This window comes from Bacillus sp. VT 712 (assembly GCF_001614195.1).
Classification (GTDB): Bacteria; Bacillota; Bacilli; order Bacillales; family Bacillaceae_H; genus Priestia; species Priestia flexa.
The window spans coordinates 46,042-67,353 of the sequence record NZ_LWBK01000005.1 but is presented as its reverse complement, the minus strand read 5'-3'; the positions used below and the strand labels follow the sequence as shown (position 1 = coordinate 67,353).

Genomic DNA, 21,312 nt, shown 5'->3' with positions numbered 1-21,312 from the left:
AAACAAGTATAGTAGAATTTCATCTTTACATCACGTTCCTACTTACTTTAAAGTAATAGGGAGTTCGATAGATAATGAAGGAAACATTGATCTCATTATCAGAGTGAAAATCACTACTTAAAATGATTTTGGAGGGAAATATACATGTCTGCAAAATGGGAAAAACAAGAAGGTAATCAAGGCGTTTTAACAGTAGAAGTTGAAGCTGCTGAATTCGATAAAGCCTTAGATAAAGCATTCACAAAAGTTGTTAAACAAGTAAACGTACCAGGTTTCCGTAAAGGGAAAATGCCACGTCCACTATTTGAAAAACGCTTTGGTGTAGAATCTTTATACCAAGATGCACTAGATATCTTATTACCAGAAGCTTACAGCAATGCTGTTGCTGAAGCTGGTATCGAGCCAGTAGATCGTCCGGAAATCGATGTTGAAACAATCGAAAAAGGACAAGACTTAGTTTTCACTGCTAAAGTAACAGTTAAGCCTGAAGTGAAATTAGGCGAATACAAAAACTTAGAAGTTGAAAAATTAGACACAACAGTAACTGACGAAGACGTTGAAGCTGAATTAAAATCTCTTCAAGAGCGTCAAGCTGAGCTAGTAGTAAAAGAAGAAGGCGCTATTGCTGAAGGCGATACTGCTGTAATCGACTTTGAAGGATTCGTTGATGGAGAAGCATTCGAAGGCGGAAAAGGTGAGAACTATTCATTAGAAATTGGTTCTAACACATTTATCCCAGGCTTTGAAGAGCAATTAGTAGGTTTAGAAGTTGGCGCTGAAAAAGACGTTGAAGTAACGTTCCCAGAAGAGTACCATGCTGAAGAGCTTGCTGGTAAAAAAGCAACTTTCAAAGTGAAAGTACACGAAATCAAAGCAAAAGAATTACCAGCATTAGACGATGAATTTGCTAAAGATGTAGACGAAGAAGTAGAAACTTTAGAAGCATTAAAAGCGAAAACAAAAGAAAACTTACAAACTGCAAAAACAAACGAAGCTGAATCAGCTCTACGTGATGCATTAGTAGAAAAAGCTGCTGAAAATGCAGAAGTAGAAATTCCAGAAGCAATGTATGCAACTGAAATGGATCGTATGATGCAAGAATTCGAGCAACGTTTACAAATGCAAGGTTTAAACCTTGAGCTATACTTCCAGTTCTCTGGTCAAGATGAAAAAGCTTTACGTGACCAAATGCGTCCAGACGCTGAAAAACGCGTGAAGATTAACTTAACGTTAGAAGCTATTTCTCAAGCTGAAAATCTTGAAGTAACTGACGAAGAAGTAGAAAAAGAATTAGAGAGCATGGCAGGAATGTACAACATGCCTGTCGAAGAAATTAAGAAAGTGCTTGGCAGTCTTGAAACAGTTAAAGCTGACATGAAGATTCGCAAAGCTATAGAATTTCTTGTAGAAAACAGCAAAGCTGTAGCATAATAATAGTAAAGAACAAGGCGCGACTTGATCGTGCCTTGTTTTATAACCTTCAAAAGTTTTTTCATACCATAACGACACGCCAGCACGCTGTTTTGTTCAATTGTCAAAAATCCGTAGTTATGAAATTGGCTTAATAAGCTGACAATACATAATAGCCAATCGATGCTTTTCGCTCATCAAGTGTTTATACATAAAACGTTTTAGTATCTATTCCGAAAAATGTATGATAAAATGCAATACAAATCTTTTCATACATGGGAAACTCGGTATGATAAAAGGTCATGCTTTTACTAAGAAGAGGAAGAGCAGTTGGCAAATAACTCGGATTAAGTGAGCTTCCAGCACTTTAGTCATTACTATAAGGGGTGAAAATTATGTTTAAATTTAACGATGAAAAAGGGCAACTAAAATGTTCGTTTTGTGGTAAAACACAAGAACAAGTTCGTAAATTAGTTGCTGGTCCAGGTGTTTACATATGTGATGAATGTATCGAGCTTTGCACTGAGATTGTTGAAGAAGAGCTTGGAACAGAAGAAGAAGTAGAATTTAAAGATGTGCCAAAGCCAAAAGAAATCTGTGAAATTCTAGATGAGTATGTAATTGGCCAAGATGAAGCGAAAAAATCTTTGGCTGTAGCTGTTTATAATCATTATAAACGCATTAACTCAAACAGTAAGATTGATGACGTTGAATTAGCTAAAAGTAACATTTCTTTAATTGGTCCAACAGGTAGTGGTAAAACATTACTTGCTCAAACGTTAGCTCGTATTTTAAATGTGCCGTTTGCTATTGCTGATGCAACGTCGCTAACAGAAGCTGGTTACGTTGGTGAGGATGTTGAGAACATCTTATTGAAGTTAATTCAAGCCGCTGATTATGATGTAGAAAAAGCAGAAAAAGGCATTATCTATATCGATGAAATTGATAAGGTAGCAAGAAAGTCTGAAAACCCATCAATTACGCGTGACGTATCTGGTGAAGGTGTTCAGCAAGCATTGCTTAAAATTCTTGAAGGCACTGTAGCAAGCGTTCCTCCACAAGGTGGACGTAAGCATCCGCATCAAGAATTCATTCAAATTGACACAACAAATATCTTATTCATTTGTGGTGGAGCATTTGATGGTATTGAACCAATTATCAAGCGTCGTTTAGGTAAGAAAGTAATTGGGTTCGGTTCAGAAACAAAACAAGCAGATCTTAACGATAAAGAGTTATTATCAAAAGTTCTGCCAGAAGACTTATTAAAGTTTGGCTTAATTCCTGAGTTTATCGGTCGTCTACCTGTTACGGCTAGTCTTGTACCGTTAGATGAAGGAGCGCTTGTTGAGATTTTAACAAAGCCAAAAAATGCGCTAGTAAAACAATATCAAAAGCTTCTTGAGCTAGATAATGTTGAGCTAGAGTTTGAAGATGAAGCACTTGTTGAAATTGCTCGTAAAGCAATTGAACGTAAAACAGGTGCACGTGGTCTACGTTCAATCATTGAAGGTATTATGCTAGAAGTGATGTATGATTTACCGTCTCGTGAAGACATTGTTAAATGTATTATCACTGGAGAAACGGTTCGTGATCAAGTAGCACCTAAGTTTATTTTAGAAGATGGTTCAACGGTTGAACAAGGAAGTAAAACATCTGCTTAATAAATAAGAAGACAGAGCGTTAGTTTTTAACGTTCTGTCTTTTTTTATTTTATGAAGAATTTTATGCTAAATTTGTTTATTCCACCTGTTGCAAGGAGATAATAACAAATAATTATCTTAACAATTGTTGCAGGAGGTTACTTATGAATTGGACGAATATTGCCTTAATGGTTCAGCTATTCTTTGGTATCATTATTGGCTTGTACTTTTGGAATTTATTGCGCAATCAGCGCACACAAAAAGTATCAATTGATCGGGAATCAAAAAAAGAAATGGATCAATTGCGAAAGATGCGTGCCATTTCACTAACTGAACCATTAGCAGAAAGAGTTAGACCGTCAAGTTTTCATGATATTGTGGGACAAGAAGACGGCATTCGTGCTTTAAAAGCCGCGCTATGTGGCCCAAACCCACAGCACGTTATCGTATATGGACCTCCAGGCGTAGGGAAAACAGCAGCAGCTCGTCTTGTACTAGAAGAAGCAAAAAAAAATCAAAAGTCTCCTTTCAAAAAAGGATCAGTATTTGTAGAACTTGATGCGACGACAGCTCGTTTTGATGAACGAGGGATTGCTGATCCTCTTATCGGATCTGTACATGACCCTATCTATCAAGGAGCGGGGGCTATGGGACAAGCTGGAATTCCTCAGCCAAAGCAAGGTGCTGTAACGGATGCTCACGGAGGAATTTTATTCATTGATGAAATTGGTGAACTACACCCTATTCAAATGAACAAATTACTAAAGGTATTAGAAGACAGAAAAGTATTTATGGAAAGTGCGTATTATAGCGAAGAAAATGCACAAATTCCGACTCATATTCACGATATTTTTCAAAATGGACTCCCTGCTGATTTTCGTTTAATTGGGGCAACAACGAGAACACCGAGTGAAATTCCGCCAGCCATTCGCTCACGCTGTGTTGAAGTGTTTTTTCGCGAGCTTGATCAAGATGAAATCATTAGCGTTGCGAAAAAAGCCGCTCAAAAAGTACAAATGGAAGTAACAGATAAAGGGCTGTCTATGTTGTCTACATATGCTCGCAATGGGCGAGAAACAGTTAATATGATGCAAATTGCAGCTGGATTGGCAATTTCAGAAGATCGTAAAGACATAAAGAATGAAGATATTGAATGGATTATTCATTCAAGTCAGCTAACTCCACGTCACGAGCCGAAGATTCCAGAACAAGAACAAGTAGGATTAATTAATGGATTAGCTGTATATGGACCTAATTCAGGTGCGTTATTAGAAATTGAAGTAAAAGCAATGAAAGCAAAAGAAAAAGGAAATATTACCATTACGGGGATAGTAGAAGAAGAAAACATCAATGGGCAAGGAAAATCCGTACGAAGAAAAAGTATGGCCAGAAGTTCAATTGAAAATGTCATTACTGTGCTGCGCTCCATGGCTGTGCCTGCCGATGAATATGATATTCATGTGAACTTTCCAGGAGGAGTGCCAATTGATGGACCTTCCGCAGGAATTGCGATGGCAACAGGCATTTATTCTGCTATCTATGAAGTGCCGATCAAACATACAGTTGCAATGACTGGAGAGATTGGACTGCACGGAAATGTTAAACCAATCGGAGGCGTCATTCCTAAAATTAAAGCGGCAAAGCAGGCAGGGGTAACTCATGTAATCGTTCCGAAGGATAATATGAATGGAATGGTGGAACAGATTCGAGGAATTGACATTTTACCAGTGACTCAACTAGCAGATGTTTTAAAATATGCACTCTTACCAATACAAGATCACGTTGCTCACCTATCAAAAGAAGCCGGGGTGCCAAAGCGCGAATTCATGTAATATTAGCGACATTTAGTTGGAAAATTTTTTTATATGAATATCATCTGCCTTTTTCGCGTATAAAACCTTTATACACGCTTTACGAAAAAGGCTTTTTCTATGTGAAAAAGATATTTACTTCGCTTTGCATTGCAAAGACTTCACATGGTACAATTAATAATTACTATTATTAGACATGCCAAGTTAAATAGGATAAAATTGAAGCAGAATTTATCCCTTACATACTATGGAATAAACGGGCATTGGAGGTGTTCATTGAATGACGAAAAATGAAACAATTCGCATTCCACTTTTACCTTTACGTGGGTTGATTGTCTATCCAACTATGGTATTGCATTTAGATGTTGGAAGAGATAAATCCGTGCAGGCTTTAGAAAAAGCAATGATGGACGACCACTTGGTGTGCTTAGTTTCTCAAAAGGAAATGGGCATCGATGAACCAGCGGTTGATGACTTATATAAAATGGGTACTTTAGCAAAGATTAAGCAAATGTTAAAGTTGCCAAATGGCACGATGAGAGTATTAGTTGAAGGATTAAACCGTATTGAAGTCAAGGAAATAATTGAAGAAGAAGGTTGCTTCCTGGCTGATGTAATGAAATACAATGAAGAACATGAAACAGATGTGGAAGACAAAGCGCTAATGCGCACGCTTTTAGATTACTTTGAACAATACATAAAGCTATCTAAAAAGGTATCCGTTGAGACGTTTTCAACCGTAACAGACATTGAAGAACCGGGACGGTTAGCCGATATTATTGCTTCGCATTTGCCGATTAAAATTCAATTGAAGCAAGAAGTTCTTGAAACTGAAGATGTAAAAGAGCGCTTGAACATGCTCATTTCTTACATTCAAGATGAACAAGAAGTGCTACAACTTGAAAAGAAAATTGGACAACGTGTGAAAAAGTCGATGGAGCGTACTCAAAAAGAATACTATCTTCGTGAGCAAATGAAGGCTATTCAAAAAGAGCTAGGCGATAAAGAGGGTAAAGGCGGAGAAGTTGCTACACTTCGAGAAAAGATTGAAGAAAGTGGTATGCCTGAGCGCGTGATGATGACTGCGTTAAAAGAACTAGATCGCTATGAAAAAATTCCCGCTACTTCTGCAGAAAGCTCAGTTATTCGTAACTATATCGATTGGCTACTTGCTTTGCCATGGACAAAGGAAACTGAAGATCGTTTAGATATTCACCGCGCAGATAAAATTCTAAATGAAGAGCACTACGGTCTTGAAAAAGTAAAAGAGCGTGTGCTCGAATACTTAGCTGTTCAGAAATTAACGAACTCATTAAAGGGACCAATTCTTTGTTTAGCTGGACCTCCAGGAGTAGGTAAAACGTCTCTAGCACGTTCTATTGCGACGGCGTTAAATCGGAATTTTGTCCGTGTATCGCTCGGTGGCGTGCGTGATGAATCTGAGATTCGAGGCCATCGCCGTACATACGTAGGCGCGATGCCTGGACGTATTATTCAAGGAATGAAAAAAGCTGGTACAGTCAACCCTGTCTTTTTATTAGATGAGATTGATAAAATGTCTAATGACTTCCGTGGAGACCCATCTTCTGCTATGCTTGAAGTCTTGGATCCGGAGCAAAACCATAATTTTAGCGATCACTATATTGAAGAAACGTATGATTTATCAAAAGTGATGTTTGTAGCTACTGCTAATAATTTAGCGACGATTCCAGGACCTTTACGCGACAGAATGGAAATCATTAATATTGCTGGCTATACAGAGCTTGAAAAACTTGAAATTGCTAAGCGTCATCTAGCAGTGAGACAGTTAGAAAACCATGGTCTGAAAAAAGCTGACCTTCAAATTCGAGAAGATGCTCTAGTAGCAATCATTCGTCTTTATACGAGAGAAGCGGGCGTTCGTAACCTCGAGCGTGAAATTGCATCTATTTGTCGTAAAGCTGCTCGCATTATCGTATCTGGAGATAAAAAGCGCGTAGTCGTAACTGAAAAGAACTTAGAAGAATTTTTAGGAAAAGCAAGGTTTCGCTATGGGCAAGCTGAATCTGAAAACCAAGTTGGTGTTGCAACAGGGTTAGCTTACACAACTGTGGGAGGAGATACGCTTGCAATTGAAGTTAGTCTATCTCCTGGAAAAGGTCGCCTTGTACTAACAGGGAAACTTGGTGATGTGATGAAAGAGTCTGCTCAAGCAGCTTTTAGTTACATTCGTTCAAAAGCGGAAGAGCTAGGAATTGATGAAAAGTTCCATGAGAAATATGACATTCATATTCATGTGCCAGAAGGAGCAGTACCAAAAGATGGACCTTCGGCAGGAATTACAATTGCAACAGCTTTAACTTCAGCTTTAACAGGTAGACCGGTAAGAAGAGAGGTAGGAATGACGGGTGAGATTACGCTTAGAGGTCGCGTCTTACCAATCGGTGGATTAAAAGAAAAATCATTAAGTGCACATCGCGCTGGACTTACAAAAATCTTAATCCCTCAAGACAACGAGCGTGATATTGAAGATATTCCAGATAGTGTACAAGAACAGTTGGACATCGTACTTGTATCTCATTTAGATCAAGTATTGGAACATGCATTAGTAGGAGAGGTAAAATGAAAGTAACCCAAGCGGAAATTGTTATCAGCGCAGTAAAGCCTGATCAATATCCAAAAGAAAACTTGCCAGAATTTGCTTTGGCTGGTCGATCAAATGTAGGAAAATCATCATTTATTAATAAAATGCTTAACCGTAAAAACTTAGCACGTACATCGTCAAAGCCTGGAAAAACACAAACGTTAAATTTTTATTTAATCAATGAAATGATGCATTTTGTTGATGTTCCAGGCTACGGGTTTGCTAAAGTGTCTAAGACAGAGCGTGAAGCATGGGGCAAGATGATTGAAACATATTTAACGGATCGCGATCAGCTAAAAGCGGTGTTATTAATTATTGATTTACGTCACGCGCCGTCTAAAGATGATGTCATGATGTACAATTTCTTAAAGCATTACGAAATTCCTGTAATGGTTATTGCCACAAAAGCGGATAAAATTCCGAAAGGTAAATGGCAAAAGCACTTAAAAGTTGTACGTGATACGTTAGAGCTAGAAGCCGAAGATGAACTCATTCTATTTTCATCTGAAACTGGTCAAGGAAAAGATCAATCGTGGAGATCACTTCAATACCGCATGAATAATTAACAAAAAAAGGTTGAAACGAAAAGCGCTCGCTTTTCGTTTCAACCTTTTTTACATATATTACTTACGTTTGAAAAATAATAAATATAAGCCAATGAGTAGGAATAGAATAGGCCAAAAGGTAGCTAGGTAATTCACGCCGTTTTCAACCGCTGGGGCAAACTGATTTAAATTATTTGAAAACATCATAAACAGCGCAATGAGTAATAAAAGAATACCTTGAAATAGGCCGGTTTTACTCTTTTTCGCACTCAGTAAAAAGCTCAGTGCAATCATTAAAATGACCATGCTAGTATGTTGAGGCCAGAACGGCAGCCAGTCACTTACATAAAAATGACCGCCTAATGTAATTAATATGTAGCTTGCTAGTACGTTAGAATAGTCTTGCGAAATGCGACATTGTGCCCCAAGCGCAACTCCGACTAAAACGAGCAGGAGAGGCCAGGTGTATAAGTGTTCTGCGATTTTTAAGTTAAGCTCGTCTACTAGAAAAAAGATTCCAAATCCAACTAATAAAACTCCGAAAAAAATTGACTGTTTCTTCATCGTAACCTCCTGGTGTGATTAAACAGGAAAAGTGATAAATCACTGCTTTTTTGATACAATTTGTTATGGATAATCGTTAATATCTTAACACATGTTTTCAAAGACTGTTCACATTTTTTTTAAGAACGAGTAGGGAAACATGTTATAATAGAGATAGATAAAAGGACAGTAATTTAATTTTTTATTGAAGGGGGTATGTACAAGTGCATATTATAGCAGTCGGCTTAAATTATCGAACAGCCCCTGTTGAAATAAGGGAAAAGCTTAGCTTTAAAGAACAAGAGTTAGGCTCTGCAATGAAAGCTTTAAGTAGTCAAAAGAGTATCTTAGAAAACATTATTGTGTCAACATGTAATCGTACGGAGATCTATGCAGTAGTGGATCAGTTACACACAGGGCGTTACTATGTAAAAGCCTTTTTGGCAGAGTGGTTTGAACTAGATAAAGACGAGTTTTCACCTTTTTTAACAATTGCTGAAAACGATGGTGCTATTGAGCATTTGTATCGAGTAAGCTGTGGGTTAGACTCAATGGTTGTAGGTGAAACACAGATTCTTGGACAGGTACGTTCAAGCTTTTTACTTGCTCAACAAAATCAAACAATTGGAACGGTATTTAATCAATTGTTTAAGCAAGCTATTACACTAGCCAAGCGTGCGCACAGCGAGACAGAGATTGGAGCCAATGCTGTTTCAGTGAGTTACGCTGCGGTTGAGTTAGCGAAAAAAATTTTTGGTGATCTGTCATCGAAGCATGTGCTTATTCTAGGTGCAGGTAAAATGGGCGAGCTTGCTTTGCAGAACTTATACGGCAGCGGTGCTCAAAAAGTAACGGTTGTAAATCGTACATTCGAAAAAGCAGAAGAACTTGCTAAGCGCTTTTCTGGTCAAGCGAAACAGCTAAACGAACTTCAATGTGCGTTAATTGAAGCTGATATTTTAATTAGCTCTACGGGAGCTAGTACGTTTGTCGTATCAAAAGATATGATGAAGCAAGTAGAGCGCATGCGCAAAGGACGACCTCTTTTTATGGTTGATATCGCGGTTCCGCGTGATTTGGATCCTGCACTTGCAGAGCTTGATAGCGTCTTTTTATATGATATTGATGACTTACAAGGGATTGTGGATGCGAATTTACAAGAACGCAAAAAGGCTGCTGAAACAATCGAGTTAATGATTGAAGCTGAAATTGTTGATTTTAAAATGTGGCTAGGTCGTCTTGGGGTTGTGCCTGTTATTTCAGCTCTTCGTGAGAAAGCACTAACTATTCAGGCTGATACGATGGCTAGTATTAATCGCAAGCTTCCGAATTTGTCTGAGCGTGAACGAAAAGTGCTGAACAAACATACGAAAAGCATCATAAATCAACTGCTGCGAGATCCGATTTTACATGCAAAAGAACTGGCTGGAGAGCAGCATGCTGAAGAGTCGTTAGAATTGTTCATGAAGATTTTTAATATTGAACAAGAAGTGGAAGCTCAAAAGCAAAAAGAATCTCATCATGAGCTACCCGTAACTCCTCAACAAGTAGCTTACCAGTCGTAAGTGAGGCTTTGATATGGTTGATATCTCATTGACCAGAATTTATGAATTAATTGTAATTTTATACGCGGTCAGTGTTTTGCTTTATTTCATTGACTTTGTACAGCATAACCGGAAGGCAAATAAAGTAGCCTTCTGGTTACTTTCTATTGTGTGGTTTTTACAAACAATCTTTTTGTTTTTACGAATGTGGGAAACCAGTAGAGTCCCAATCTTAACAATTTCAGAGGGCCTGTACTTCTATGCGTGGGTGCTCATTACGCTATCGTTAGTCATCAATCGTTTATTTAGAGTTGATTTTGTCGTGTTCTTTACGAATGCGATTGGCTTTTTAATCATGGCGATTCATACGTTTGCACCAATGGAAACACAAACGTCGGTTGAAGCAGAACGATTGGTATCAGAACTTTTAATTTTTCACATCACAATGGCTATTTTATCTTATGGAGCTTTTTCCATTTCTTTTGTTTTCTCAGCTTTGTACCTTGTACAGTATGATTTGCTGAAAAAGAAAAAATGGAACAAGCGACTGATGCGCATTGAGGATTTAACGAAGCTGGATTATCTGTCTTACGTACTGATCTTAATTGGTGTACCTCTATTGTTGCTTTCCTTGATGCTTGGGTTAATATGGGCGTATATTAAAGTAGTCGATTTTCACTGGTATGATACAAAGGTATTAGGTTCGTTCTTTATGCTCCTTGCATATAGCGCTTACTTGTATGTGCGTTTGAGAAGAGGAATTCAAGGTCGGGCAATAGCTATTTGGAACATCGCATTATTTTTAATTTTATTGATTAACTTTTTCTTATTTGGAAGTTTGTCAAACTTTCATTTTTGGGAGTCGTAAAACTAGGAGGACAACATGCGGAAAATTATTGTCGGCTCACGCCGAAGCAAGCTAGCATTAACACAGACAAAATGGGTTATCGAACAGTTGAAACAACAAGGTCTTCCTTTTGAGTTTGAGATTAAAGAAATTGTCACAAAAGGAGATAAAATCTTAGATGTAACGCTTTCTAAGGTAGGCGGAAAAGGCTTATTTGTAAAAGAAATTGAACAAGCAATATTGTCAAAAGAAATTGATATGGCCGTTCACAGCATGAAGGATATGCCGGCTGTTTTACCTGAAGGGTTAACAATTGGATGCATTCCGCTGCGTGAAGACCACAGAGATGTGCTCATTTCAAAGACCGGAAAAACGTTTGAAGAGCTACCAAGTGGAGCTGTCATTGGAACGAGTAGCCTACGACGTGGTGCACAGCTTCTTGCAAAGCGTTCAGACATTGAAATTAAATGGATTCGAGGCAATATCGATACACGTTTAAACAAACTACAAACAGAAGAATATGACGCAATAATTCTAGCTGCAGCTGGTCTATCACGAATGGGTTGGTCTAAAGACACTGTGACGCAGTATTTAAACCCTAGCTTAAGTGTTCCAGCGGTTGGTCAAGGAGCTTTAGCGATTGAATGTCGTTCAGATGACAAGGAGCTACTTGAACTTTTACATATGCTAAACGATGAGGACACAAGCTTAGCAGTTCAAGCAGAGCGCGTGTTTCTAAAGCGCATGGAAGGCGGCTGTCAAGTTCCGATTGCAGGCTATGCTCACGTAGTAGAGAATAGGCATGTACAATTAACAGCGCTTGTTGCTTCTCCAGATGGCCAACAAATTTATCAAGAAACGCTTGCTGGTGCAAACCCCGTAGAAATTGGAGAGGAAGCTGCACGTCGTTTAACTGCCAACGGAGCTAAAGAATTAATTGATCGTGTAAAAGAGGAGCTGGACAGTTAATGAGTCAACAGGCTCCTCTTTTTTTAAAACGAGTGTTGATTACGCGCCAAGCGGAGCAAGCCAAAAGCTTTACTGCTGCAATACAAGCTGTAGGTGGTATTCCTTTAACGGTGCCTGTTTTATCTTTTGTACCAGCAGCTAATCGTACGTACATACAGAGAGTACTTGAACAGCTTCATACATATCAGTGGATTATCTTTACAAGTCAAAATGGAGTCGAGTTTTTCTTTCAGTGGCTTAATCTATTAAATATAAACAGTGGTTTAGCTAAATCCTGTAAGATCGCTGTTGTTGGAAAAAAAACAGGTGAAGCACTCAAAAAACGTGGGATAAAGCCAGACGTAACTCCTGAAGAGTACATAGCAGAGTCACTGCTAGAAGCACTCATGAAGGAGGCTAAACCTCATGAAAAAGTGCTTGTTGTTAGAGGGAATCTAGCACGTCCTATTCTTTTACAAGGACTTGATGAAAAAGGGTATAGCGTGACGGACCTGGTGATGTATGAAACGGTTCAAAATAAAGCATCCAGGAATGAGCTTCAGCACGCGGTTGAGAAAGCGGATATCATTACGTTTACAAGCTCATCTACCGTTAACTTCTTTGTTGATATGATGGATTCAAAACAAGATTGGCTATCGGTTATAAACGAAAAAGTGGTCGTGTGTATAGGACCTATTACCGCTCAAACTGCTGCCAAATATGAAATTGAGCACATCGTTCCAGAAGAGTATACAATTAATGGTATGATAGAGAAAATGGTAGATTATTTTAAAGGTAACAATTAAGGAGGATTTTCTCATGACATTATTACAATTCAATCGTCATCGTCGTCTAAGACGTTCAGATAGCATGCGTGCACTTGTTCGCGAAACGCACTTACAGCCGGAAGACTTTATTTATCCAATCTTTGTAATTGAAGGAGAAAATAAGCGCAATGCAGTTCAATCCATGCCAGGCGTAGATCAAGTATCGCTTGATTTATTAAGTAGAGAAATGCAGGAGCTTGTCGATTTGGGAATTCAGTCCGTTATTGTTTTTGGCGTGCCAGCTGAAAAAGATGCTGTTGGTTCGCAAGCTTATCATGATCATGGAATCGTTCAAAAAGCAATTCGTCAAATTAAAGAAGAGTTCCCTGAACTTGTCGTTATTGCAGACACTTGCTTATGTCAATATACCGATCATGGACATTGTGGCATTATTGAAGAAGGAAAAATCTTAAATGACCCAACGCTTGATTTGCTAGCAAGAACAGCGGTTAGTCAAGCAAGAGCTGGCGCTGATATCATTGCACCTTCTAACATGATGGATGGGTTCGTAGCGGCTATTCGTCATGGTTTAGACGAAGCAGGTTTCGAAGATATTCCTATTATGTCTTACGCTGTAAAATATGCGTCAGCTTTCTACGGTCCTTTCCGTGATGCAGCACATTCTTCTCCCCAATTTGGAGATCGTAAAACGTACCAAATGGACCCAGCCAATCGCTTAGAAGCTCTTCGTGAAGCGGAGTCTGACGTAGCCGAAGGTGCAGACTTCTTAATTGTAAAACCAGCGCTTTCTTACTTAGATATTATGCGTGATGTAAAAAATAACTTTAACCTACCTGTCGTGGCTTATAACGTAAGTGGAGAATACTCCATGATTAAAGCAGCTGCACAAAATGGATGGGTAAATGAAAAAGAGATTGTGCTAGAAAAGCTTACAAGTATGAAGCGTGCTGGAGCAGATTTAATCATTACGTATCATGCGAAAGATGCTGTTCGCTGGCTAAAAGATAACTAAAAGGAGTGTTTGTTCGATGAGAAGTTATGAAAAATCAAAAGCAGCCTTTCTTCAAGCAAAGCAACTAATGCCGGGCGGAGTAAATAGCCCAGTTCGTGCTTTTAAATCTGTAGATATGGATCCTATCTTTATGGAACGTGGAAAAGGAGCGAAAATCTACGATATTGATGGAAATGAATATGTAGATTACGTCCTATCTTGGGGGCCATTAATTCATGGTCACTCAAATGATCGTGTGGTAGAAGCAATTAAGAAAGTAACTGAGTCTGGAACAAGCTTTGGTGCTCCAACTTTAATTGAGAACGAATTAGCTAAAGTAGTAATCTCACGTGTACCTTCAATTGAAATTGTTCGTATGGTGAGTTCTGGAACGGAAGCAACGATGAGTGCTCTTCGCTTAGCTCGTGGCTATACGAATCGAAATAAAATCTTAAAATTTGAAGGATGCTATCACGGGCACGGCGATTCATTGTTAATTAAAGCTGGTTCGGGTGTTGCAACACTTGGTTTACCAGATAGCCCTGGTGTACCAGAAGGAATTGCTAAAAATACGATTACGGTTCCTTATAATGATTTAAAAAGCGTAAAGTATGCGTTTGAGCAGTTTGGTGAAGATATTGCGGGTGTTATTGTTGAGCCAGTAGCTGGTAATATGGGAGTAGTACCACCTCAGCTTGGATTTTTAGAAGGGCTTCGTGAAATTACATCTGACTATGGCTCACTGTTAATTTTTGATGAAGTGATGACAGGCTTCCGAGTAGCGTATAACTGTGCGCAAGGTTACTATAACGTAACGCCTGATTTAACTTGCTTAGGAAAAGTAATTGGTGGTGGCCTTCCGGTTGGTGCTTACGGTGGTAAAGCGGAGATTATGGAGCGAGTAGCACCGAGTGGTCCAATTTACCAAGCGGGTACGCTTTCTGGAAACCCACTTGCCATGACGGCAGGTTATGAGACGCTAACGCAGTTAACGCCACAGTCGTATGATGAATTTTCTAGAAAAGCAGATCGCCTTGAAGAAGGTCTAAAAGCAGCCGCGGCAAAATATGAAGTGCCTCATACAATTAATCGAGCTGGCTCTATGATTGGCTTGTTCTTCACAAACGAAGACGTAATTAACTATGAGACAGCGAAAACATCAAATCTTGAATACTTTAGCAAGTACTATCGTGAAATGGCGAATGAAGGAGTCTTTTTACCACCTTCTCAATTTGAAGGTATGTTTTTATCGACTTCTCATACGGATGCAGATATTGAATTTACAATCCAAGCTACTGAAAAAGCCTTTGCTAAACTTCGTTCATAATCCAAAGAGCTTACGTGATAAACGTAAGCTTTTTTGCTTTTAAAGACATATTTTATTTTTCACTTTCATACATCTTTAATGACAACGCTATTTTGTAAGGTGTTGGAAGGGGGAGAGCAATTTGTCGCAGGATAATTTATCGGGTCTGCGTTTTTCAGTAGAAGAATCAGTATGGTTTCAAAAGGGACAGGAAGTGTCTCAGCTTTTATCAATCTCCTTAGAGCCTCAGGTCGCAATCCAAGAATATGATCAATATGTCTCCATTCGTGGAGCTTTATTGCTAACAGGTGAATATGAAACGTTAGAAGAGGAAGCACACTCTTTGCGCGAATATACAAACGAAAAGCACGTTGAATCAGTGCTTGTTAGAGAAGATGGTACAGCTGAACTATCACATGCCTTCCCTGTTGACATTACGATTCCTAAAAATCGTATTCAGAATATGGAAGATGTTTATGTATCAATTGATTTATTTGATTATGAGTTACCAGAATCGGATTGCCTACAGCTAATGGCGGATTTATCGATTACAGGTCTTTACGGTGAACAGCAAAGTCACGTAAGAGAAGAGGAAAAAGGTTGGGCAGAAATTGAAGAACCAGAAGCAGAATATGAAGAAGAGCTTGAAGCTTCTTACCGCAACACTGCTGTTGAAGAAGTAGAAGAAGAAAAAGAACTTGAAGTTCCTTACCGTAATACTTCTATTGAAGAAGAAGCAAAACATGAAGAAGAGCTTGAAGCTTCTTACCGCAACACTGCTGTTGAAGAAGAAGAAGAAAAAGAAAAAGAACTTGAAGTTCCTTACCGTAATACTTCTGTTGAAGAAGAAGCAAAACATGAAGAAGAGCTTGAAGCTTCTTACCGCAACACTGCTGTTGAAGAAGTAGAAGAAGAAAAAGAAAAAGAACTTGAAGTTCCTTACCGTAATACTTCTGTTGAAGAAGAAGCAAAACATGAAGAAGAGCTTGAAGCTTCTTATCGTAACGCTTCTGTTGAGGAAGAAATGGACGTAAAGGAAGTTGAAAAAGAAGCCGAGGTGCAGAACTATTTTTCGTCCGTTTTCCGTAAAGAAGAACCAAAAGAAACGTTAGTAAAGTACGAAGAAGATGTGTATGAACCGTTTGAAGTAGAAGTGAAAAAAGAAGAAGCGGAAGAAGAACGCGAAGATAATGTAATTGAGCTGTTTCAAGCACGTGAAGATGTGTCCAGTTGGGGCGAAGAAGAAACGGAGATAGCACATTATGAAGAAAAAGAGCAGGAAGAAAATGAAATTGTAGTAGAGTTTCGAAAGGAAGAGGAATCGGCTTCAAACCGTGCGGAAAATGCGCTGTATTTAACAAAGCTATTTTCTCGTGAGGAAGAGAAACAAGCGACATGGCGCTTATGCATTGTCCAAAGTGGAGACTCGCTTGATACGATTGCTGAACGCTATGATACAAACGTACAGAGTCTTTTAAGAGTAAATGATTTAGAAGACGAGCAAGAGTTAGAAGAAGGAAGCATCCTAAACATTCCTGTTAACTAAAATAGCAATAGAAAACAGTTTTGACTTCTGCTACGTCTTAACTGTTTTCTTTGTGTATAAATGAATGTTCAATGCATAGAAAGTAACAAGGAGGTGTGAGTATGAACTATCAGGACCCTGTTAATTATCATGAACTCCTAAAGCAGTATCAGCTTGAAATTGATTTTATCGAAGACTACGGGAAGGTAAAGAAAGTCTATACCAAAAGCGGAGTCTATGCCTTAAAAGAAGTAGAGGAAGCTGAAATTAGAAGTCATGATTTTATTAGAATTCTTCAAAATCTTCAGCATAAAGGATGGATGGGGTTTGTCCCTATTTATCAATCCAGGCAAGGTTCACCTGTGGTAACCCACCAAAACAAAGGTTATTATTTGATGCCTTGGCTTCCTAATACACCTTCTGACGAACGGGATGTAAGATATCATAAATTATTTCAAGAGTTAGCAAAGCTTCATGGTACTTCTTCAAAAGAAGTTGAAGTTAAAAAGAAAGATATTGAAACGCACTATACGGGATTAAAAACAACGTGGGAAGATCGTCAAAAAGAGCTTGAAGAGTATGTAATGGAATGTGAAAAAAAGGTGTATATGTCCCCTTTTGAACTTCATTTTTGTACCGTGTATTATGAAATGATGCGGGCTATGGAATTTGGGTTTAGTCGGTTAGATGAATGGAACACCGAAATGGAAGAAAAAGAAAAAATACGACTTGTGACGATTCATGGAAAGCTGTCGGCAAAGCATTTTTTATACGATGAACGCGGGAATGGCTTTTTTATTAATTTAGAGCAAGCGCGTGAGGCTTCACCGATTCATGATCTTGTCTCATTTTATTTGCGAACGCTACGCACATATCCATTAACGAGCTTAGATAGCTATGAATGGTTCGCAACATACGAGAAGCATTTTGCACTGAGAGAAGAGGAACGTTTACTTTTGCATTCATATCTTGCTTTTCCAGAACCTTTATATCAGTGCATCATGCAGTATCGTCACCAGCGGTATAAAACTGAGCTTGAACATATGCAATCGTTGATTCGAGCATACTGGCTAACAAAAAATATTGAACAGGTCAATATTAAAATCTTTGAAGTAGATCAACAGAAAAAAATAGCAGCAGAAGCGGCTGCTAATGAGACTGAGACATAAGTAGTTCAGCCTCTACTATACCTGAACGATTGAGAGTTCATAACTTTTAATCGTTCAGGTTTTTTGGTTGATTGTGAAAACAATGTTGGAAACAGGGTGGAATGGAGCGCAGGACACTCGACTCCTGCGGAAAGCGAGTGACCGTAGCGCAATGGAACGAACGTGTTGAGACAAACTAAAGAGATGGGAACAGCTAGTGTTCGTCTTTTAGAAGCAATCATTTTGTTATGTCCCAAACTCTTTTTTACATCCATTCTAGATAGAGAACAATGGTGATGAGTGAAAAAATAGCAAGAAGGAAAACATCGAACGTGGTGGGGAAAAAAAGCGTTCGAATTCCTTGAATAATCGTCAGGGGAATGATGAATTGGGCACACGCTGCGCCAATCGTTTTAAACCAGCGCTGTACTTGATAAGAGTTAAACTGTAAGTTAATTCGTTTTTTCATACTTCATATGCTCCTTTCCTGCTTGCAGGCCGTTACATAATAATGTATGAATCATGGGCGCTAGGTGTTCAGTTTTTTTCGTAAGATCTGGCGTGTTTGTGAATAGAATGAGAAAAAAATGGAGAAGATTATTGACGAATTCATATTTTTTCATATAGTATAATTAAGAGAAAATCATATGAACATACAGTGAGTAGGAAGAGTACAAAATAAAGCACCTTTAGAGAGAGAAATCAGCAGCTGAAAGATTTCTTAGGAAAGCTTATTTGGAAGGTCGCCTATGAGTAGTTTTTTTGAACAGACTTTGGTCTAAGTAGAAGAAACCGGTTAATGAACCGTTATGAAATGAAGTGTATAGACGTCTTTACGGGAGAAGTCTATAAAAAAAGGTGGTACCGCGAAATCAACTCCTTTCGTCCTTTTATGGAAGAAGGAGTTTTTTTATGTTCATTCGAGCTTTCGCATATCGAAAGCTATATAAGAAATTATACATGGAGGTACAGAGTATGTCAGAACAGGAAGTAAAGCTTTCAACGAAGTATGACCCAAAATCTGTTGAAGAAAATCGCTATCAATATTGGTTGGATGGGAAGTTTTTTGAAGCAACAAACGATGCTGAGAAAGAGCCCTACACAATCGTGATCCCACCGCCAAACGTAACGGGTAAACTTCATCTAGGGCATGCTTGGGATACAACGTTACAAGACATTTTAACGCGTATGAAGCGCATGCAGGGCTATGACGTTCTATGGTTGCCTGGAATGGATCACGCCGGTATCGCTACGCAAGCAAAAGTAGAAGAAAAGCTTCGTCAAGAAGGAAAAAGCCGTTATGACTTAGGGCGTGAGAAGTTTGTAGAAGAAACGTGGAAGTGGAAAGAAGAATATGCCAGCTTTATTCGTCAGCAGTGGTCCAAGCTAGGCCTTGGCTTAGATTATTCTCGCGAGCGCTTTACGTTAGATGAAGGCTTATCAAAAGCCGTTCGTGAAGTATTTGTTAAGCTATATAAAAAAGGCTTAATCTACCGCGGTGAATATATTATCAACTGGGATCCAGCAACAAAAACAGCCCTATCTGATATTGAGGTTATCTATAAGGATGTGCAAGGTGCATTTTACCATATGCGCTATCCGCTTGCCGACGGTTCTGGGCATATTGAAATTGCAACAACACGTCCGGAAACAATGCTAGGTGATACGGCAGTTGCTGTTCATCCTGAAGACGAACGCTATAAGCATTTAATTGGTAAAACAGTTAAGCTTCCGATTGTAGGTCGTGAAATTCCTATCGTTGGTGACGATTATGTAGACATGGAGTTTGGCTCAGGCGCTGTGAAGATTACACCTGCTCATGATCCAAACGACTTTGAAATTGGGAACCGCCACAATTTAGAACGCATTCTTGTGATGAATCAAGACGGTACAATGAACGATAAAGCAGGAAAATATGAAGGTATGGATCGCTTTGAATGTCGTAAACAAATCGTAAAAGATTTACAAGAAGATGGCATTTTATTTGAAATTGAAGATCACATGCACTCTGTAGGTCACAGTGAACGTAGTGGAGCTGTGGTCGAGCCTTACTTATCAACGCAGTGGTTCGTGAAAATGCAGCCGCTGGCTGATCAGGCAGTTGAACTTCAAAAAGGCGAAGAAAAGGTTCAGTTTGTTCCAGATCGCTTTGAAAAAACGTACCTACACTGGATGGAGAATATTCGCGACTGGTGTATTTCACGTCAGCTTTGGTGGGGACACCGTATTCCAGCTTGGTATCATAAAGAAACTGGAGAAGTGCACGTTGATCATGAGCCTCCAGCAGATATTGAAAACTGGGAGCAAGATTCAGACGTACTTGATACGTGGTTTAGTTCAGCTTTATGGCCATTTTCAACGATGGGTTGGCCGGACGTGGAATCGATTGACTTCCAGCGCTACTATCCAACAAATGCGCTTGTAACGGGCTATGACATCATCTTCTTCTGGGTATCTCGCATGATTTTCCAAGGTCTTGAATTTACAGGCAAGCGTCCATTTGACGACGTATTAATTCACGGACTTGTACGTGACGAGCAAGGCCGTAAGATGAGTAAATCTCTTGGAAACGGTGTAGATCCGATGGAAGTGATTGAGAAGTACGGTGCCGATTCACTTCGCTACTTCTTATCAACGGGAAGTTCACCGGGACAAGATTTACGCTTTAGCTTTGAAAAGGTTGAAGCAACTTGGAACTTTGCTAATAAAATTTGGAATGCATCTCGCTTTGCATTAATGAATATGGATGGCATTACGTTTGAAGAACTTGATATGTCGGGTGAGAAATCAGTAGCGGATGAGTGGATTTTAACACGCTTAAATGAAACAATTGAAAGCGTAACGAAGCTAGCTGATAAGTATGAGTTCGGCGAAGTAGGACGCGTGCTTTATAACTTTATCTGGGATGACTTCTGCGACTGGTATATTGAAATGGCAAAGCTACCTCTATATGGAGAAGACGAAGCGGCTAAGAAAACAACTCGTTCAATCTTAGCGTATGTGTTAGACAACACAATGCGACTTTTACATCCATTTATGCCGTTTATTACCGAGGAAATTTGGCAAAGCTTGCCGCATGAAGGCGAATCGATTACGGTAGCGAAATGGCCAGAAGTACGCCCAGAGCTAACAAATAAAGAAGCGGCAAACGAAATGCGCTTACTTGTAGACATCATTCGTTCAGTGCGTAATATTCGTGCGGAAGTAAATACGCCAATGAGCAAGCAAGTACGCTTGTTCATTAAAGCAAAAGATGAAGCGATTCAAGCGCAGCTTGAGAAAAATCGTGCATACATCGAGAAATTCTGTAATCCAAGTGAGCTTGCAATTTCTACGGAAATCTCTTTAGACGAAAAAGCAATGACAGCTGTTGTAACAGGAGCTGAATTAATTCTACCTCTTGAAGGGTTAATTAACATTGAAGAGGAAATTGCGCGCCTTGAAAAAGAATACGATAAGCTGAATAAAGAAGTGGAGCGTGTTCAAAAGAAACTTGGAAATCAAGGTTTTATCGCAAAAGCACCGGCAAAAGTAGTAGAAGAAGAGCGCCAAAAAGAACAGGATTATGTTGAAAAACGTGAAGCTGTTCAAGCGCGTATTGTCGAATTGCGCGGGGAATAATAGAAAAAAGCGCTGCTTGTGA

Annotated in this window: 16 protein-coding genes and 1 other annotated feature; of the genes, 14 read left to right on the top strand and 2 right to left on the bottom strand. The window is 39.1% G+C overall.

What is annotated here, in order from left to right; translation table 11 throughout:
* The first annotated feature begins 144 nt into the window (after positions 1-144).
* The 5 genes from tig to yihA all read left to right on the top strand — a co-directional run bounded on the left by tig (position 145) and on the right by yihA (position 8,050).
* On the top strand, positions 145-1,431 hold the full coding sequence (gene tig, locus A2U94_RS03570; RefSeq protein ID WP_025908563.1) for a trigger factor: 1,287 nt from the start codon (positions 145-147) through the stop codon (positions 1,429-1,431).
* Positions 1,432-1,805: 374 nt separating this feature from the next.
* Positions 1,806-3,071 carry an ATP-dependent protease ATP-binding subunit ClpX gene (gene clpX / locus A2U94_RS03565; protein ID WP_025908562.1) on the top strand — a complete coding sequence of 422 codons (1,266 nt, stop codon included), beginning with the start codon at positions 1,806-1,808 and terminating at the stop codon, positions 3,069-3,071.
* A 143-nt stretch (positions 3,072-3,214) separates the two neighbouring features.
* Complete coding sequence (gene lonB, locus A2U94_RS03560; RefSeq protein WP_025908561.1) at positions 3,215-4,882, top strand: ATP-dependent protease LonB; 1,668 nt, start codon at positions 3,215-3,217, stop codon at positions 4,880-4,882.
* Positions 4,883-5,141: 259 nt separating this feature from the next.
* Entirely contained in the window at positions 5,142-7,466 is a 2,325-nt protein-coding gene (gene lon, locus A2U94_RS03555) for an endopeptidase La (protein ID WP_025908560.1), read from the top strand.
* The gene (gene yihA, locus A2U94_RS03550) at positions 7,463-8,050 is read left to right on the top strand and encodes a ribosome biogenesis GTP-binding protein YihA/YsxC (RefSeq protein WP_025908559.1); all 588 of its coding nucleotides are present in this window, start codon (positions 7,463-7,465) and stop codon (positions 8,048-8,050) included. The genes lon and yihA overlap by 4 nt, the downstream gene beginning before the upstream one ends.
* A gap of 57 nt (positions 8,051-8,107) precedes the next feature.
* On the opposite strand, the gene A2U94_RS03545 is transcribed toward yihA, so the two are convergent.
* Positions 8,108-8,593, bottom strand: coding sequence for a LiaF transmembrane domain-containing protein (locus tag A2U94_RS03545; protein WP_025908558.1), 486 nt, complete (start codon positions 8,591-8,593; stop codon positions 8,108-8,110).
* A 203-nt stretch (positions 8,594-8,796) separates the two neighbouring features.
* Between A2U94_RS03545 and hemA the strand changes: the two genes are divergently transcribed.
* The 8 genes from hemA (at position 8,797) to ysxE (ending at position 17,690) form a co-directional block, all read left to right on the top strand.
* A complete protein-coding gene (gene hemA / locus A2U94_RS03540; protein ID WP_025908557.1) occupies positions 8,797-10,137 on the top strand; it encodes a glutamyl-tRNA reductase in 1,341 nt (446 codons plus the stop codon).
* A gap of 13 nt (positions 10,138-10,150) precedes the next feature.
* Positions 10,151-10,984, top strand: a complete 834-nt coding sequence (locus A2U94_RS03535) for a cytochrome C assembly family protein (protein ID WP_025908556.1) — start codon at positions 10,151-10,153, stop codon at positions 10,982-10,984.
* A 15-nt stretch (positions 10,985-10,999) separates the two neighbouring features.
* On the top strand, positions 11,000-11,932 hold the full coding sequence (gene hemC, locus A2U94_RS03530; protein WP_025908555.1) for a hydroxymethylbilane synthase: 933 nt from the start codon (positions 11,000-11,002) through the stop codon (positions 11,930-11,932).
* Positions 11,932-12,717, top strand: a complete 786-nt coding sequence (locus tag A2U94_RS03525; RefSeq protein WP_025908554.1) for a uroporphyrinogen-III synthase — start codon at positions 11,932-11,934, stop codon at positions 12,715-12,717. The genes hemC and A2U94_RS03525 overlap by 1 nt, the downstream gene beginning before the upstream one ends.
* Before the next feature lie 13 nt (positions 12,718-12,730).
* The gene (gene hemB, locus A2U94_RS03520) at positions 12,731-13,711 is read left to right on the top strand and encodes a porphobilinogen synthase (RefSeq protein WP_025908553.1); all 981 of its coding nucleotides are present in this window, start codon (positions 12,731-12,733) and stop codon (positions 13,709-13,711) included.
* Positions 13,712-13,727: 16 nt separating this feature from the next.
* Positions 13,728-15,017: a glutamate-1-semialdehyde 2,1-aminomutase gene (gene hemL, locus A2U94_RS03515; RefSeq protein WP_025908552.1), complete on the top strand. Its 1,290-nt coding sequence runs from the start codon at positions 13,728-13,730 to the stop codon at positions 15,015-15,017.
* Positions 15,018-15,138: 121 nt separating this feature from the next.
* The gene (spoVID, locus tag A2U94_RS03510) at positions 15,139-16,542 is read left to right on the top strand and encodes a stage VI sporulation protein D (protein ID WP_025908551.1); all 1,404 of its coding nucleotides are present in this window, start codon (positions 15,139-15,141) and stop codon (positions 16,540-16,542) included.
* A gap of 101 nt (positions 16,543-16,643) precedes the next feature.
* Positions 16,644-17,690: a spore coat protein YsxE gene (gene ysxE / locus A2U94_RS03505; RefSeq protein WP_062686613.1), complete on the top strand. Its 1,047-nt coding sequence runs from the start codon at positions 16,644-16,646 to the stop codon at positions 17,688-17,690.
* A gap of 244 nt (positions 17,691-17,934) precedes the next feature.
* Here the strand turns inward: ysxE and A2U94_RS03500 are convergent, their stop codons facing one another.
* Positions 17,935-18,138: a YszA family small membrane protein gene (locus A2U94_RS03500; protein ID WP_025908549.1), complete on the bottom strand. Its 204-nt coding sequence runs from the start codon at positions 18,136-18,138 to the stop codon at positions 17,935-17,937.
* Positions 18,139-18,318: 180 nt separating this feature from the next.
* Positions 18,319-18,562, top strand: a binding site (T-box leader).
* A gap of 82 nt (positions 18,563-18,644) precedes the next feature.
* Here A2U94_RS03500 and A2U94_RS03495 point away from each other — a divergent pair.
* Complete coding sequence (locus tag A2U94_RS03495) at positions 18,645-21,290, top strand: valine--tRNA ligase (RefSeq protein ID WP_025908548.1); 2,646 nt, start codon at positions 18,645-18,647, stop codon at positions 21,288-21,290.
* The last annotated feature ends 22 nt before the right edge of the window (positions 21,291-21,312 follow it).